Below are 15,817 nucleotides of genomic sequence, written 5' to 3' on the forward strand. Positions count from 1 at the left end.
CACCGTGCCCGCACACCTCCCAGCCACCGATGCCTCCGACCTCGTGTGGCGCGACCTCAACGGCAACGGACGCCTCGACCCGTACGAGGATCCGCGTCTGACTCCCGCGGAGCGCACGGCCGACCTCCTTGCGAGACTGAGCCTCGAGGAGAAGGCCGGGCTCATGTTCCACACGGTCATCGAGGCCGGCCCGGAGGGGAGTCTCCTCGAGACGCCCGGTGCGCTGAGCAAGTCTCCGACGAGCACGGTGGTGCTCGGCAAGCGCATGAATCACTTCAATGTCCACGCGCTCGGACGGGGCCGCGACGCGGCGCGCTGGGCGAACGCCCTGCAGCGCCTCGCCGTGCAGACGCCGCACGGCATCCCGGTCACGATCAGCACCGACCCGCGGCACGGCTTCTTCGAGAACGAGGGCATGTCGTTCGCCGCGGGGTCGTTCTCGCAGTGGCCCGAGCCGCTGGGGCTGGCTGCACTGGACGACGAGGACATCCGCGAGTTCGCCGGCATCGCCCGCCGGGAGTATCTCGCGGTGGGGATCCGGATGGCGCTGCATCCGCAGGTCGACCTCGCGACCGAACCGCGCTGGGGACGCCAGCTGCACACCTTCGGCTCCGACCCGGAACGCACCTCGCGCGCGCTCGCCGCCTACATCGACGGCTTCCAAGGCGCTGCGCTCGGACCCGAATCGGTCGCGTGCGTGACGAAGCACTTCCCGGGAGCCGGGCCTCAGAAGGACGGTGAGGACGCGCATTTCCCCTACGGCCGCGAGCAGGTCTACCCCGGAGGCGCGTTCGATCTCCACCTCGAACCGTTCCGCATGGCGATCGCGGCCGGCACCGCCGGGATGATGCCCTACTACGGGATGCCGGTCGGCCTCGAACGCGACGGCGTCCCGATCGAGGCGGTCGGATTCGGCTACAACCGGCAGATCGTCACGGGACTCCTCCGCGAGGAGCTCGGATTCGACGGGGTGGTCGTCACCGACTGGGAGCTCGTCAACGACAACGTCGCTCAGGGGCAGGTGCTCCCGGCGAAGGCGTGGGGCGTCGAGCACCTCGACCCGGCGGAGCGTCTTCTCGCGGTGCTCGACGCGGGATGCGACCAGTTCGGCGGCGAGGAGTGCGTCGACTTGCTGATCGGCCTCGTCCGGGCGGGTCGGGTGAGCGAATCCCGCATCGACGAGTCGGCGCGGCGCCTGCTCGAGCTCAAGTTCCGCCTGGGCCTGTTCGACGACCCGTTCGTCGATGAGGATGCCGCCGAAGACATCGTCGGCCGCCCTGAGCACCGCGCTGCGGGCTTTCGTGCACAGGCGGAGGCGGTCACGATCCTCCGCGACGCCGGGCCCGATGGCACTCCGGTGCTGCCGCTCGCCGCGCAGTCGGGCCGTCGCGTCTACGTCGAGGGAATCGACCCGGCCGCGGCGAGCCGCCTGGGCATCGTCGTCGAGCGGCCAGAGGACGCCGATCTCGCCGTGGTGCGCATCGCGGCGCCGTTCGAGCCGCGCGACGATCTGCTGTTCGAGTCGCGGTTCCGTCAGGGCTCGCTCGACTTCCGGCCGGGACTCGTGGCGCGCCTCTCGCGCATCGCCGCGCTCGTGCCGCTCGTCCTCGACGTCGCGCTGGACCGGCCCGCGATCCTCGCCCCTCTCGTGCCGCTGACCGCCGTGCTGGTCGCCACGTTCGGGACGAGTGACGCCGCGCTGATCGCAGCACTGACCGGAGCCGTCGAGCCGCGTGGCCGGCTGCCCTTCGAGGTCCCCCGGTCGATGGAGGCGGTGCGGCATTCGCGAGAGGACGTGCCGGACGACACCGCCGATCCGCTCTATCCGGTCGGCTTCTCCCGCGCCCCCGGACATACCAGCCACCAACAGGATGAGGACGATGATGTTCAGGATCTCGATGAGGAGCGCGCCGAAGTCGACGGTCGCGCTGATGGTCGCGACCGCGCTGCTGATCACCCCGATCGACGCGAGAGCTGACGTGGCTCCCGAGACACGCGTCAGCGGGTTCTCGGCGGACGCGACCGTCGCGGATGAGTTCGACGGACTCAGGGACAAGTACCGGACCATGCTGACCGGGGGAACGGGCTACAGCCTCTCCGACCCGGACATCGCAGCGCGGGTCGGGCAGATCACCGACACGGCGCAGGGGCACTGGGACACCATGCAGAAGGCGCCCGATCGCGTGCGCCTGTGGAACGATGCGTCGTTCGGCAACGACTCGGCGAGCATGACGACGACCTACGGTCGGCTCAGGGACATGGCGCTCGCCTACGTGACTCATGGCTCCGAGCTGGAGGGGGACATCGCGCTGAAGACCGACCTGATCAGCGCGCTGGACTGGATGAACGCCAACAAGTTCTTCGACGGCGTCTCCATGTATCAGAACTGGTGGCACTGGCAGATCGGCGCCCCGCTCGCCCTGAACGACATCGTCGCCCTGATCTACGACGAGTTGACGCCGACTCAGGTCTCCGAATACATGGCGGCCGTCTCCTACACCCAGCCGAGCGTGACCATGAGCGGAGCCAACAGGCTGTGGGAGAGCCAGGTCATCGCGCTCTCCGGGATCAACGACAAGGACTCCTCCCGGGTCGCCGCGGGACGGGACGGAATGAGCGCCCTGTTCCCCTACGTCACGGCAGGGGACGGATTCTCGACCGACGGCTCCTTCGTCCAGCACAGCTTCTACGCGTACAACGGCGGCTACGGCGTGTCCCTGCTCGCGGGGATCTCCGACCTCCTGTACCTGCTGCACGGCTCCACCTGGGAGGTCGTCGACCCGGACAGGGCCAACGTGTTCCAGTGGATCTACGACTCCTATGAGCCCTTCATCTACAAGGGAAATCTGATGGACATGGTGCGGGGCAGGGAGATATCCCGCCATGGGGCCCAGGACCTCGACGTGGCCGTCGACGTCCTGGAGGCCATCATCCGGCTGTCCCAGGTCGCTCCGTCTGCGGATGCCGAGGCATTCGAGAGCATGATCAAGCACTGGCTGCAGCTCGATACGGACAAGACCTTCCTCGAGCAGGTCCCGGTCGATCTGATCATCGCCGCGAACGAGATTCTGAGCGATCCCTCCATCACGGCTCGTGGCGAGATCACGACGCACCGGCAGTTCTCCGCCATGGATCGCGCCGTCCACCTCCGACCCGACTTCGGGTTCGGGATCAGCATGTCCTCCAGCCGCATCGGCAACTATGAGGCGATCAACGCGGAGAACAACAAGGGCTGGCACACCGGCGACGGAATGACGTATCTGTACAACGACGATCTGAGCCAGTTCAACGACGACTTCTGGCCGACGGTCGACAGCCACCGGCTGCCGGGCACCACCGTGCTGGAGAACACCACCCAGGCGGCGAACACCCGCAATGGCGAGGATTGGGTCGGCGGGGCCGGTTTTCGCGGGCAGTACGGCGTCACCGGTATGCAGCTGCACCCGGCGGGACGGAGCCTGGAGGCCAAGAAGTCCTGGTTCATGTTCGATGACGAGATCGTCGCGCTCGGGGCGGGCATCAGCAGCACCGACGGGATCGCCGCCGAGACGATCGTGGAGAACCGGAAGCTCAACGGCGCCGGCGACAATGCGCTCACCGTGAACGGCTCGGCAGAGCCGACCGCTCTCGGATGGTCGGAGACGCTGACCGGTGTCGACCACGCGCACCTCGCGGGCACCGTGCCCGGTTCGGACATCGGCTACTACTTCCCGGGCGGTGCGACGGTCGACGGGCTGCGGGAGGCGCGGACGGGGAACTGGAAGCAGCTGAACTCGTCATCCGCCTGGGGCGATCCGACTCCGCACACCCGGAACTACCTGACTCTGGCGCTCGGCCATGGAACGAACCCGACCGACCAGTCCTACTCGTACGTCCTGCTTCCGAACAAGACGAGTGCGCAGGTGGGCGACTACGCGGCGGCGCCCGACATCAGCATCCTGGAGAACTCCGACTCCGTGCAGGCGGTCAAGGAGAACGGCCTGAACGTCACCGGGATCAACTTCTGGAAGGACGAGCCGACCACGGCGGGCCCGGTCACCTCCGACCGCAAGGCATCGGTCATGATGAGCGAGACGGCCGACGAGCTCGAGCTCTCGGTCTCCGACCCGACGCAGAAGAACGTCGGCATGATCTACCTGACCGTCGACACGAGCGCGACCGGGCTGATCTCGAAGGACCCTGAAGTCACCGTCATCCAGTACCACCCCACGGTCATGCTCAAGGTGAACGTGAACAACATGCGGGGCAAGGTCCTCACGGCGAAGTTCTCCCTGAGCGGTCCGCAGGCGCCGAACCCCGCGCCGATCGCGATCCCCGATCCCTACGAGGCCGAGGCGCTGCCCGTGCACTTCCGCACCGACTCCGTCTCGATCTACACCGACGCGAACGCCAGCGGGGGAGGGAAGGCGGGCATCAACAACAACGCGGTCGGCGACTATGTCGAGTTCAGCGTCGACGTGACTCAGCCCGGGACCTACGACGTCATCGCACGGGTGCTGAAGGCGAGCAACAACGGCATCTACCAGCTCTCCGTCGACGGGGTGGATGCCGGAGCCCCCCAGGACCTGTTCTGGAGCACCTCCGAGACCCGGAAGGACTTCAATCTCGGGACGCATGCCTTCACGACCGCGGGGAGCCATCTGTTCCGGCTGACGACGACGGGCAAGAACGCGAGCGCCTCGGGCTACAAGCTGATGCTGGACTATCTCAGCCTCATCCCGGCCGGCGAGGGGGGAGGCGATCCGCAGCCCCCGACGACGCCGACGGATCTGACGGCCACTGCCGTCTCCGTCTCGCAGATAGACCTGAGCTGGACGGCCTCGACGGGCGACGACGGCGTCGCCGGCTACCGGATCTACCGCGACGGATCCGAGGTCGGCAGCTCGCCGACAGCATCCTTCAGCGACACGGGACTGGCGCCGTCGACCACCTACATCTACACGGTGAGGGCGTATGACGATGCCGCCCGTCTCTCGGAGGCCAGCGCGGCGGCGACCGCCACGACCGCAGGCGTCAGCAACAGGCTGGAGGCCGAGGCGCTGACGGCCAGCGCAGGAGTCGTCAAGAGCAGCGCGGACGCCAGCGGAGGCCAGTACCGCATCTTCAACGCGTACGGCGTCGGGGAGCACATCGACTACACGGTGACCGTGGCGGAGGCCGGCACCTACCGTCTCACCGTCCGAGCCATGAGGTTCAGCGACAGCGGCACGTACCAACTGCAGATCGACGGGAACGACGTCGGCGGGCCCATCGACCTGTATCGACCGTCGGGCAAGGTGGTCGAGGTCGACCTGGGGAACGTGACCCTGAGCCAGGGATCGCATGAGCTCACGTTCACCGTCACGGGGAAGAACACGAGCTCATTCGGCTACAAGCTTCCGCTCGACTGCCTTCAGCTGGACGCCGTCTCCGGGTAGCTCCAAGCCCTTCTCGCAGGTGAATCCGCTTTCGGATGATACGAGGACGATGGGGCGACCGGAGCCCTGTCGCTCCTGTATCCGCTGCTGATGGTCCTCCAGGACGGGCCGCCGCTTCGGCAGGACGGCGGTGGCTCCTGACACGCGGTGCCGCCGCCGGACGGTGTGTCATCCGAACGCCGGTCGTGTCATCCCCACGCCATCGCGACAAGAGGATCTTGACATCACCGCGATCGCGTCATAACGTACAACCAAATGGTTGCACAAACAGAACTGACCGAAGCGGAGACCGACCGTGTGTTCCACGCGCTCGCGACGTCGACGCGCCGCGACATCCTGCGCAGGACGATCGCCGAGGAGCAGTCCGTGTCGGCGCTCGCGGCCGAGTACGACATGTCGTTCGCGGCCGTCCAGAAGCACGTCGCCGTTCTCGAGGCCGCGCATCTCATCATCAAGCGCGCCGAGGGACGCGAGCGGCTCGTCCGCGCCGACCCGGCGATGATCGCCCGAGCCAGGGCGCTCCTCGCCCGGTACGAAGACCTCTGGCGGGCACGCATCGCCCGTCTCGACGACCTGCTGGCCTCGCCGGCATCCGACACCATCCAAGGAGAATGACATGCCCGTCACCGACGTCATCACCGACGCTGACAATCTGACCATGACCGTCGTCGCAGACTTCGCGGCGTCGGTCGAACGGCTCTGGGACGCCTACAGCGACCCCCGGCAGCTCGAACGGTTCTGGGGTCCTCCCGGATGGCCGGCGACGTTCACGGCCTGGGATCACACCGTCGGCGGGCGTGCGATCTACATGATGCACGGACCCCGCGGCGAGACCTCCACCGGATCCTGGGAGTTCCTCTCGATCGATGCGCCGAACGGCTTCGAGGTCATCGACGCCTTCGCGAACGAGGACGGGACGCCCCTGGACGGCTTCCCCGCCATGCGGATGGTCTTCGCATTCGCCTCGACCGATGAGGGCAGTCGCATGGTCAGCACCAGCTACTTCGACTCCGCCGAGGCGCTCGAGCAGGTCGTCGCGATGGGCGCGGTCGAAGGCACCCGCATGGCGATGGCGCAGATCGACGCCGTCCTTCAGGACCTCCGCGAGTACGCGCAGGGCAAGGGCACGAGGGTCGAGCTGCTCGACGACACGCACGTCCGCATCACGCGGCTCGTCGAGGGCCCGCGCGAGCTCGTCTGGCGGGCTCACCACGAGCCGGACCTCATCAAGCAGTGGATGCTGGGGCCGGACGGCTGGGAGATGACGGAGTGCGTGGCCGCCACAGAGGTCGGCCAGAGCTACCGCAACACCTGGGCGCCGGTCGGCGACACCCCGGGCGAGGCGTTCGGCTTCGAGGGCGAGCTGCTGATGTTCGACGCTCCGCGGCGCGCGGTCACCACCGAGCGGATGCAGGGGCAGCCGGTCGAGACGCTCAACGACCTCAGTCTCTACGAGGAGGACGGCGCGACCCTCGTCACGGTGCTGATCGAGTACCCCGACGTCGAGACCCGCGACAAGATCCTCGCCACCGGCATGGCGGACGGCATGGAGTCCTCGTTCGCCCGACTCGAGCGCACGGTGCTCGCCGGCACGCGCTCCTGACGTCGGCAAGGGGCGGTTCGAATCGCGCAAATGGTCCCATCTGCGACCCAGATCGGACCATTTGCGCGATTCGAACCGGACTCAGATCAGGCGGCGCAGCGCCTCTTCGAGGGAGACGCCCTGTGCATCCGCGCGGTTCTGCAGACGGGAGCGCTCGGCGGAGGTGAGGGAGAGGCGGATCTCGATCGGGACCGTGAGCTCGGCGACCGTCTCCAGGCCGTCGAGAAGGTCGGAGGGCTCGGCCCAGAGCAGAGCGCTTCCGGATGCCGCGGCGGCGGGCGACGGGGCGGATGCCGCGGCCGGCGCCGATGCGAGGGGCTCGCGCATGGCATCCGCCCCTGCCGTGAACCCCGGGCCCCGGTTCGGCTCCTTCTTCTGCTGGTAGGCCTTGGCCGCCGCGTTGGCCCGCTCGTCCGCCGCTTCGTTCAGCTCATGGCCTGCGTGGCCCTTGACCCACTGGAAGCGGACGTCGCGTCCGGCCATGGCCTCGTCGAGGGACTCCATGAGGTCGCGGTTCAGCACCGGGGCGCCATCCGCCTTGCGCCATCCGCGGCGCTTCCAGCCCGGCATCCACTTCGTGATCGAGTCGATGACGTACTTGCTGTCGCACAGGACGATGAGCGCATCGTCACTGTCCGCCGTCGCGCGCAGCAACTCCAGCACGGCCTGCAGCTCGCCCTGGTTGTTCGTGCCGTGCGGGGACCCGCCCGCGGCCCAGTTCGCGTCGTCGATGTACCAGGCCCAGCCGTTCGGGCCGGGGTTGCCCAGGGCGGAGCCGTCTGCGGCGGCGGTGATGGTCATCCTTCGAGCGTAGCCGTGGCGGGCCGTCGGCGACGTGCACGGCCTGGGGGCCGGGGCGACGCCCCGCGGGACGTTCTCGGTGGATCGGTCCGACATCCGGCGTGTCGGCCCCCGAAGTGCGGACCCGGGGTGCGGGAAGTGGGTGCGAACCCCGGGTGCGCAGCCAGGCGTGCGGGACCCGGGAGCGCGCGTCCTGGCGAACGCCGCGCGCGTCAGGCCCGGCGGAAGGTGAAGTATCCGGACACCGCGCCGTGGTTGACCACGCCCTCTCCGGTGCCGAAGATGCGGGCGGAGGTCGTCGCGCCGCTCTCCACGAACGTGTACCCGGTGTGCTCCAGGCGCCAGCCTGCCTTCTCGACCTCGCCCAGGAAGTATCCGACGCTGTCGTCGGTCGTGAGGGAGTTGCCCGCCGATCCCCAGGACGAGGCGGCACCCGTGAGTAGGCTCACATCGAGCTGGAGGTGCAGCAGCACGTCTCCCCGTGCGTGCGCTTCCTGTGCGAGGCGCAGTTGGCGCGCAGCTTCGTCGGCAGTAGGCATGTGTCCCCCTCGATCGCGAGCATCGTGCTCGAGATCAGAGTAGTCGGCGCGATCGGACGATCGACGTGCGACGGCACGCCAGGAGGGATGCGCAGAGCGGTCCGCGTTTCGGGAGGGCTTTGCGCCGGGGCGCAGGCCCGCTCCCGAGCCCGGCTCAGGCGGGGTCCTCCGGCTCGCCTTCCGCGTGGTCGGCTGCTTCGGACGCCGGCGGCGGGACGGGGAACACGATCCACTCCGCCGCTGTGGTGTCCAGGCCCATGCCGACTTCGAACGGGTCGACGTCGGAGACCGGAAGGGCGTCCGAGGCGTCCGTGTTCAGCGGCTCTCCCGGCAGGGCCGCCCAGGTGTTCTCCTCTTCGGGGCGCTGTGTGAACATTCCCATGCGTCCATTGTGCGCCACTCGTGGTCGTATCGGGCTGGGCAGGTGTCTCCTGTGGCCACGCGCCGCCGGGAGGGGTCTTGTGTGGTCGGGTGTCTGGGGGTGAGGCGGTCACTCGGGGTACTTCCCGGTCGTGGGGTGGGGGTGAGGCGGCCACGGGGCACCTCCCGGCCGGGCTCCGGTCAGGCGGAGGACGCCTCGCGCACGGCGTCGACCAGGGCGCGCCATGGACCGGTGAGTGCCGACTCCGGGAGATCGCGATCGTGCTGTTCGGGGGTGCGGGCTCGGATGCTCCAGACGAAGCGGTCCGCAGAGCCCGGTGCCTCTCGCGAGCCCGACGACACGCACGGCTCGTCCTCCCACGGGCATTCCGCCACGAGCCCTCGCCAGTACTCGGCGTCGGCGGCCACGGCATCCACCTGCCAGTGCCGCCGTCGGCCGGCGAAGCCTCCGGTGCGCACGACGACGATCGTCACCGCCCTGTCATCGCCGCCCTCGGGATCGCTCATCCGTGTACACGCCCACGGTCGTCCACGACTCGCGGACCGCCGTGACCACCTCCGACTCCTCACCGTACAGCCGCGCCGCCGCCTCCGCAGTGGCATCGGCGAAGGCCCGGAAGTCGGCCGTCGCGGAGAGACCCCCGGTGAGCGCGGCGTACCAGACCTGACCTGCGCGCTCCCAGGCGCTCCCGCCGAGGGCTCGTGCCGCGAGCGCGAAGGCGCGGTTCGGGATGCCGGAGTTGATGTGCACCCCGCCGTTGTCCTCCGTCGTGCTGACGTAGCCGCTCATGTGCGCCGGCTGCGGGTCCTTGCCGAGCTCGTCGTCGTCATACGCCGTGCCCGGTTCGAGCATGGAGCGCAGCGCCGTGCCCTCGACCTCGTCGGTGAAGATGCCCGAGCCCACCAGCCAGGAGGCCTGGTCCGCGGTCTGCCCTGCGGCGTACTGCTCGGTCAGCGTCCCGAAGACGTCGGCGATCGATTCGTTGAGCGCCCCGGGCTGCCCCTGATACTCGAGCGCCGCGGTGTGCTGGACGACGCCGTGCGTCAGCTCGTGGCCGATCACCGACAGCGCGCCGGTGAAGCCTCGGAACACCTCGCCGTCGCCGTCGCCGAAGACCATGCGCTCGCCGTCCCAGAAGGCGTTGTCGTAGTCGGCGCCGTAGTGCACCGTGGCGTCGAGCGGTGCGCCCGCATCGTCGAGGGAGTTGCGCCGGAACGCGCTGAGCAGCAGCTCGAACGTCGCCCCGAGGCCGTCGAAGGCCTCGTTGACGGAGGTGTCCTCGACCGGATCGTCGTCTTCGGTGCGGACGATCAGCCCCGGCAGGGTCTCGGTGTTCTGCGCATCGCTGATCGTGCGATTCGGGGCGTCGCCGAGCTCGGCGACGAGGGAGCCGTCCGCATCGATGGACAGGGTGATCCTGGCCCGGAACGGCGGGCGTCCGGCGAGCAGGGTCTGGCGTGCGGCATCTGCCGCCCGCGGGAAGCGACCGGACTCGGCCAGGCGCGCGAGCAGGTAGGCGGGGACGATGCCGTGTGGGGTGCTCATGCTGCGACGATACGCGCGGCATCCGACACGCACCGTGGGCCCGGCATCCGACACGCGCCGTGGGCCCGGTGTCCGCCCGGGCAGATCGGGGGCCGACACGCCGGATGCCGGACCGATGGACCCGAAGCATCCTGCATCCGGCGTGTCGGCCCCCGGAGGCGCGGGCGACCCGGGAACGGACGCGTGCGGGGAACGGGCCCTCCCCGAAGCCGCGGTCGGCAGGCGGATCATGCCCGCGGGGCGCCACGGCACGGACTCCGCCCAGGTCGCTCGGGTAAAATCGGTGCAATGACCGATGCCAGCGATCCCGAGCTCAGCGCGACGACCGGCATCGACCCCGAGGATCTCGCCACGACGCTCCGCGTCCTCGCCTCGCTCCACGAGATCGACCAGGACCACCCCGACTTCATCACGGTGCGACGCGCCACGGCATCCATGTTCAAGGCCGCCAAGCGCGTGCGCCGCAAGGAGATCCGCGACGCGATCGCGGAGGCCGACAAGGCGGTCGTGGCGAACACCGCGACGGGCGCCCCGGACCGGATCGACGACGAGACGCGCGGGATCCCGCTTGCGGCATCCACCGAGGCGCCGACCGCTGGAACGCTCCTCAAGCCGCGCAACTGCTACATCTGCAAGCAGCCGTACACGCAGGTGGACGCCTTCTACCACCAGCTCTGCCCGGACTGCGCCCGATCCAGCCACGCCAAGCGCGACGCGCGCACCGACCTGAACGGCCGGCGCGCCCTGCTCACCGGCGGGCGCGCCAAGATCGGCATGTACATCGCCCTCCGGCTCCTGCGCGACGGCGCCCATCTCACGATCACGACCCGGTTCCCGCGGGATGCCGTGCGCCGGTTCACGTCGCTGCCGGACTCGTCCGAGTGGATCCACCGTCTCCGGATCGTCGGCATCGACCTGCGAGACCCCGCCCAGGTGATCGGACTCGCCGACTCCGTCGCGGCCCAGGGCCCTCTCGACATCCTCATCAACAACGCCGCCCAGACCGTGCGGCGCTCGCCGGGCGCGTACTCGCTGCTCGCTGATGCCGAGCTGCAGCCGCTCCCCGACGGACCGCTGCCCGAGATGGAGACGTTCGGACATACCGCGGATCCGCATCCGCAGGCGCTGCAGGCATCCGTCGACGCCCATCCGCTGCTCTCGGTCGCCGCCCTCGCGGGAACCGTCGCCGAGCGGGGCGGGCAGGCGCTGACCGCGCAGGAGCTCACCGGGCTCGCCATGGCGCCGGGGTCCTCCTCGCTGGTCAAGCACGCCGACGGCACGGCGATCGACGCCGGCGGCCTCGTGCCGGACGTCGCGAGGGTGAACAGCTGGGTGCAGTCTGTCGACCAGGTCGACCCGCTGGAGATGCTCGAGGTGCAGCTGGCCAACACGACGGCGCCGTTCCTGCTGATCAGCAGGCTGCGGGCGTCCATGGCGGCATCCGAGTACGACAGGAAGTACATCGTCAACGTCTCGGCGATGGAGGGGCAGTTCTCGCGCCGCTACAAGGGGCCGGGGCATCCGCATACGAACATGGCGAAGGCCGCGCTGAACATGCTCACGCGCACGAGCGCCGGGGAGATGTTCGAGACGGATCGGATCCTCATGACCGCCGTCGACACCGGCTGGATCACGGACGAGCGCCCGCACCACACGAAGGTGCGCCTCGCCGAGGAGGGCTTCCACGCCCCGCTCGACCTCGTCGACGGCGCCGCCCGCGTGTACGACCCGATCGTGCAGGGCGAGGCCGGGGTGGATCTGTACGGCGTCTTCCTCAAGGACTACGCGCCGAACCCCTGGTGAGGCCGGCGCCGCGCTTCACGTCGGGCGCGGCCTCCCGGCGGGCCCGGTGTCACGCGCGTCACTTCGGGGGCCGACACGCCAGATGTCGGACGGATGCCGCGGAGGAGGCCGTCGCGTGGCGTGTCGGCCCCCGATGTGTGCGGGAACGCCGGGCGAAGTCGCACCAGGACGGCGTCAGTGCGCCGCATCGCCGAGATTCGCGGACGCCCACCGGCCGAGCTGGTCGAGGATCGGCAGCAGGCCGCGGCCGCTGTCGGTGAGGGCGTACGACACCGAGACCGGCGGTCCGCTCTCCACCGTCCGCGCCACGAGCCCTGCCTGGGCGAGCTCGGTGAGCCGGTCGGACAGCACGGTGTCGCTGATCCCGCCGACCGAGCGGCGGAGCGCCGCGAAGGATGCCGGTTCGGTGCCGAGCGTGGAGACGATCATCCCGTTCCAGCGCTTCCCGAGCACGCTGAAGGCCAGAGTCACCGCGGCGTCGCATACATGGACGCTTTCTTCGGCATCGGCCATGACTCCAGTGTACCGGTGCTACGCTGAAACTAGCCGCTAAGAAAAAGATAGCGACTACGAAACCGAAAGGAATTTACATGTCGCTCTTCCGCCTGGATGCGAGCATCCTGCCCGCGACCTCCGCCAGCCGCTCGCTCGCCGACATCGTCGAGGCGGAGTGGACCGCGGCCCATCCCGACTCGACGGTCACCCGCCGCGACCTCGCCCTCGACCCCGTGCCCGCGACGGCCTGGGCGGAGGCGGTCACCTCCGGTTTCCTCGAGGAGGCGCAGCGCACGCCCACCCAGCTCGCCGCGCGCAACCTCGCCGCGACCCTCGCCGACGAGCTCATCGCGGCCGAAGCCCTGCTGTTCGCCGTGCCGCTCTACAACTACGGCGTCTCGCAGCACTTCAAGACCTGGTTCGACCTGGCGTACACCGATGCGCGCATCGACCCCACCGGCACCGCCCTGAACGGCAAGCCGGCCACGCTCGTCACCGTCCTCGGCGGCAACTACGCTCCTGGAACCCCGAAGGAGGGCTGGGACCACTCCACTGCGTGGCTGCGCCGCGTGCTCGAAGACGTCTGGGGACTCGATCTGCGCGTCGTGCAGCGGCCCTTCACCCTCGTCGGCGTGAACCCGGCGATGGATGCCTTCGCCGACGCCGCCCAGGAGCTGAAGGACGCCGCGGAGCAGGACGCGCGCACCTACGGCCGCGAGATCGCGGCCTCCCGCAACTCGGCGGCCTGAGTCCGTCGGCTCGGATCAGGAGCGAGCGGGCACCGGTCGGTGACTCAGGCCGGGGTGGAGGCGCCCCCGGCCTGAGAGGCAGGCATGAGCGCTCGAGCGCTCGCGTCGCAGGGGGGCTCGCAGCGCTCGCCCATGCCCGCCCGCATCCCCGACGGACGGCGAGCGGGCAGCTCGCTCGCCGTCCAGGGTCTGCGGCGCGCGGACGTCCGCGGAGACCCGGAACCCGTTCCCGGTCTCCGCGGAAGCCTCTCGCTGTGGGCCCTCGAGCACGGATCGCGACACGGCGCTCCGTCCGCTGTCAGGTTCCTTCCACGGATACGTGGCACTATGAACTCCGACCGGATGCTGTCGAGGATGGGTGCCAACGGATGTACATCGAGCCCGTTCGCGACCCCCGGACCGGCCTGTGAGCCTCGTGGCGGACCTGCCGTCCGCGCCCACGCTCCAGACCCTCCCCGAGGGGATCTCCGAGAACATCCGCACGATCAGGGCGCGCACGTCCAGCCGCGTCATGGCGGTCGTCAAGGCGGACGGCTACGGCCTCGGACTCGTCCCGATGGCGCTCGCCGCCCAACGGGCGGGCGTCGAGGCGTTCGGTGTGACGGACATCGGCGAAGGCGTCCTGCTGCGCGAGGCGGGCGTCACGCTTCCGGTGCTCGCCTGGCTGCACCCCGCCGGCATCGACGCGGCGCTCGCCGCCGCGCACGGCATCGAGATCGCCGTCGGATCGCCCGCGGAGCTGCGCTCGGTGATCGCGGATGCGCCGGACGCCGTGCGAGTGCATCTGAACATGGACACCGGCATGGCCCGCGGCGGCTGCGCATTCGGCGACTGGCCCGAGCTCCTGGAGATCGCGCGCGAGGGGGAGCGGTCAGGGAGGATTCGCGTCGTCGGCGTCATGGGCCATCTCCCGCTCGCCGACCAGGCCGACCCGCAGGCGAACGTCCCGGCGGTGCGGCGGATGCAGGCGGCGCGGGATGCGGCGCTGCGCGCCGGATTCGGACCGCTCATCGTGCACCTCGCCGCGACGGCGGGCGCGCTCACCGACCCCGACACGCATTTCGACCTCGTGCGCATCGGCGCGGGACTCGCCGGGATCGATCCGTCCGGCACGACGGAGCTCGTGGACGCCGGACGCCTCACCGCTCCGGTCGCGCACGCCTCCTTCGTCGAGGCGGGCACCCCGATCGGCTACGGCGGCACGTATGTGACCGAGCGCGCCACGCACCTCAGCGTGCTCGGCGTCGGCTACGCGGACGGCATCCCGCGGGAGCTGTCGCCGCAGGCGGGAGTGGAGCTCGGCGGGCTGCGGCATCCGATCGTCGGGCGCGTGTCCATGGATCAGATCGTGGTCGCCACCGGGGACGTCGCCCATCCACGGGGCGCCGTGGCGACGGTCTTCGGTCCCGGCGGAGGTGCAGTCCCGTCGCTCGCCGACTGGGCGGACTGGGCGGGGACGATCCCGCACACGATCATCACGGGCATCGGGCCCCGAGTGCGAAGGAGCGTGGCATGACGCAGCGGGTTCTCGTCATCGGCGGAGGGGAGAGCGCGGAGCACGACGTCTCCGTCGCCTCGGCGGCGGGCATCGCCGCCGCGCTCCGCGAGCGCGTCTACGAGGTCGACGAGGTGACGATCGGCAGGGACGGCGTCTGGACGCACGCGGGAGCAGCGCTGGGGACGACTCCGGCGGAATCCCTGCAGGGCGCGCTGGGACTCGTCGCGGCGTCGGACGCCGTCTTCCCCGCGATCCACGGCGTGCTGGGCGAGGACGGCACACTCGCCGCGCTGTGCGCGCTCGCCCATGTCCCCGTGGTCGGGTCGGGGCTGGGGACCGGCGCGATCGGCATGGACAAGTGGGCGACGAAGCTCGTCGCGGAGGCCGTCGGCATCCGCACCGCCCGCGGCGTTCTCGTGCGGGCCTCCGGGATCGACGCGGTGGAGTACGCCGGTCCGGTGGTCGTGAAGCCCGCATCCGAGGGGTCGAGCTACGGCGTGAGCCTGGTGCGGGATGCCGTGCAGCTACGGCCCGCCCTGGAGGAGGCCGCCCGGTTCGACGATCGCCTCCTCGTCGAGGAGGTCGTCTCGGGGCGTGAGATCGACGTCGCGGTCATCCTCGAGGCGGATGGCATGGGGTGGGCGGCTCCGCCGTTGGAGATCCATGCGAGCGGCTTCTTCGACACCGAGACGAAGTACGACGGCTCCGCGCGCTTCACGGTTCCCGCGGAGCTGGATGCCGGCGAGAAGGCCGAGCTGGAGCGCGCTGCACTGACGATGTTCGATGCGCTCGGATGCGCGGGCGTCGCCAGGATCGACTTCTTCCTGACGGAGGACGGCCCGGTGCTCAACGAGGTGAACACGATGCCGGGGATGACGGCCGCCTCGCAGGTGCCGCGGATGTTCGCCGCCGCCGGAGTGGACTACCCGGAGCTCGTGGACCGGCTCGTGCGTTCCGCTCTGGTGCGTCCCGCCCGCTGAGGCCT

At 69.9% G+C, this 15,817-nt stretch carries 14 protein-coding genes; 8 read left to right on the forward strand and 6 right to left on the reverse strand.

What is annotated here, in order from left to right:
• Positions 1-4: 4 nt before the first annotated feature.
• From ACYVGQ_RS06020 to ACYVGQ_RS06035, 4 genes are all read left to right on the forward strand, one after another.
• Positions 5-1,978 carry a glycoside hydrolase family 3 protein gene (locus tag ACYVGQ_RS06020; protein WP_460783644.1) on the forward strand — a complete coding sequence of 658 codons (1,974 nt, stop codon included), beginning with the start codon at positions 5-7 and terminating at the stop codon, positions 1,976-1,978.
• Complete coding sequence (locus tag ACYVGQ_RS06025; RefSeq protein WP_460783645.1) at positions 1,881-5,417, forward strand: polysaccharide lyase family 8 super-sandwich domain-containing protein; 3,537 nt, start codon at positions 1,881-1,883, stop codon at positions 5,415-5,417. Before ACYVGQ_RS06020 ends, ACYVGQ_RS06025 begins: the two co-directional genes overlap by 98 nt.
• A 255-nt stretch (positions 5,418-5,672) precedes the next feature.
• A complete protein-coding gene (locus ACYVGQ_RS06030) occupies positions 5,673-6,032 on the forward strand; it encodes an ArsR/SmtB family transcription factor (RefSeq protein WP_460783646.1) in 360 nt (119 codons plus the stop codon).
• 1 nt (position 6,033) lies between these two features.
• Positions 6,034-7,020 (forward strand): SRPBCC family protein, encoded by a 987-nt coding sequence (locus ACYVGQ_RS06035; protein ID WP_460783647.1) that lies wholly within the window; start codon positions 6,034-6,036, stop codon positions 7,018-7,020.
• Between the two features lie 81 nt (positions 7,021-7,101).
• On the opposite strand, the gene ACYVGQ_RS06040 is transcribed toward ACYVGQ_RS06035, so the two are convergent.
• The 5 genes from ACYVGQ_RS06040 to ACYVGQ_RS06060 all read right to left on the reverse strand — a co-directional run bounded on the left by ACYVGQ_RS06040 (position 7,102) and on the right by ACYVGQ_RS06060 (position 10,287).
• Positions 7,102-7,821 carry a ribonuclease H family protein gene (locus tag ACYVGQ_RS06040; protein ID WP_460783648.1) on the reverse strand — a complete coding sequence of 240 codons (720 nt, stop codon included), beginning with the start codon at positions 7,819-7,821 and terminating at the stop codon, positions 7,102-7,104.
• Positions 7,822-8,033: 212 nt separating this feature from the next.
• On the reverse strand, positions 8,034-8,360 hold the full coding sequence (locus tag ACYVGQ_RS06045; RefSeq protein WP_460783649.1) for a hypothetical protein: 327 nt from the start codon (positions 8,358-8,360) through the stop codon (positions 8,034-8,036).
• A 154-nt stretch (positions 8,361-8,514) separates the two neighbouring features.
• On the reverse strand, positions 8,515-8,742 hold the full coding sequence (locus ACYVGQ_RS06050; protein ID WP_460783650.1) for a hypothetical protein: 228 nt from the start codon (positions 8,740-8,742) through the stop codon (positions 8,515-8,517).
• Between the two features lie 179 nt (positions 8,743-8,921).
• The gene (locus ACYVGQ_RS06055) at positions 8,922-9,248 is read right to left on the reverse strand and encodes a protealysin inhibitor emfourin (protein ID WP_460783652.1); all 327 of its coding nucleotides are present in this window, start codon (positions 9,246-9,248) and stop codon (positions 8,922-8,924) included.
• Positions 9,223-10,287 (reverse strand): M4 family metallopeptidase, encoded by a 1,065-nt coding sequence (locus ACYVGQ_RS06060; RefSeq protein ID WP_460783653.1) that lies wholly within the window; start codon positions 10,285-10,287, stop codon positions 9,223-9,225. Before ACYVGQ_RS06060 ends, ACYVGQ_RS06055 begins: the two co-directional genes overlap by 26 nt.
• 288 nt (positions 10,288-10,575) lie before the next feature.
• On the opposite strand from ACYVGQ_RS06060, the gene ACYVGQ_RS06065 reads away from it, so the two are divergent.
• Positions 10,576-12,090: an SDR family NAD(P)-dependent oxidoreductase gene (locus tag ACYVGQ_RS06065; RefSeq protein WP_460783654.1), complete on the forward strand. Its 1,515-nt coding sequence runs from the start codon at positions 10,576-10,578 to the stop codon at positions 12,088-12,090.
• A gap of 174 nt (positions 12,091-12,264) precedes the next feature.
• Here the strand turns inward: ACYVGQ_RS06065 and ACYVGQ_RS06070 are convergent, their stop codons facing one another.
• Entirely contained in the window at positions 12,265-12,603 is a 339-nt protein-coding gene (locus tag ACYVGQ_RS06070) for a winged helix-turn-helix transcriptional regulator (RefSeq protein WP_460783655.1), read from the reverse strand.
• A 77-nt stretch (positions 12,604-12,680) separates the two neighbouring features.
• Here ACYVGQ_RS06070 and ACYVGQ_RS06075 point away from each other — a divergent pair, with 77 nt between their 5' ends.
• The 3 genes from ACYVGQ_RS06075 (at position 12,681) to ACYVGQ_RS06085 (ending at position 15,812) form a co-directional block, all read left to right on the forward strand.
• The gene (locus ACYVGQ_RS06075) at positions 12,681-13,334 is read left to right on the forward strand and encodes an FMN-dependent NADH-azoreductase (protein ID WP_460783656.1); all 654 of its coding nucleotides are present in this window, start codon (positions 12,681-12,683) and stop codon (positions 13,332-13,334) included.
• A 406-nt stretch (positions 13,335-13,740) separates the two neighbouring features.
• Complete coding sequence (alr, locus tag ACYVGQ_RS06080; protein WP_460783657.1) at positions 13,741-14,850, forward strand: alanine racemase; 1,110 nt, start codon at positions 13,741-13,743, stop codon at positions 14,848-14,850.
• Complete coding sequence (locus tag ACYVGQ_RS06085) at positions 14,847-15,812, forward strand: D-alanine--D-alanine ligase family protein (protein WP_460783658.1); 966 nt, start codon at positions 14,847-14,849, stop codon at positions 15,810-15,812. The genes alr and ACYVGQ_RS06085 overlap by 4 nt, the downstream gene beginning before the upstream one ends.
• Positions 15,813-15,817 lie beyond the last annotated feature (5 nt).

This window comes from Microbacterium tumbae (genome assembly GCF_054780175.1).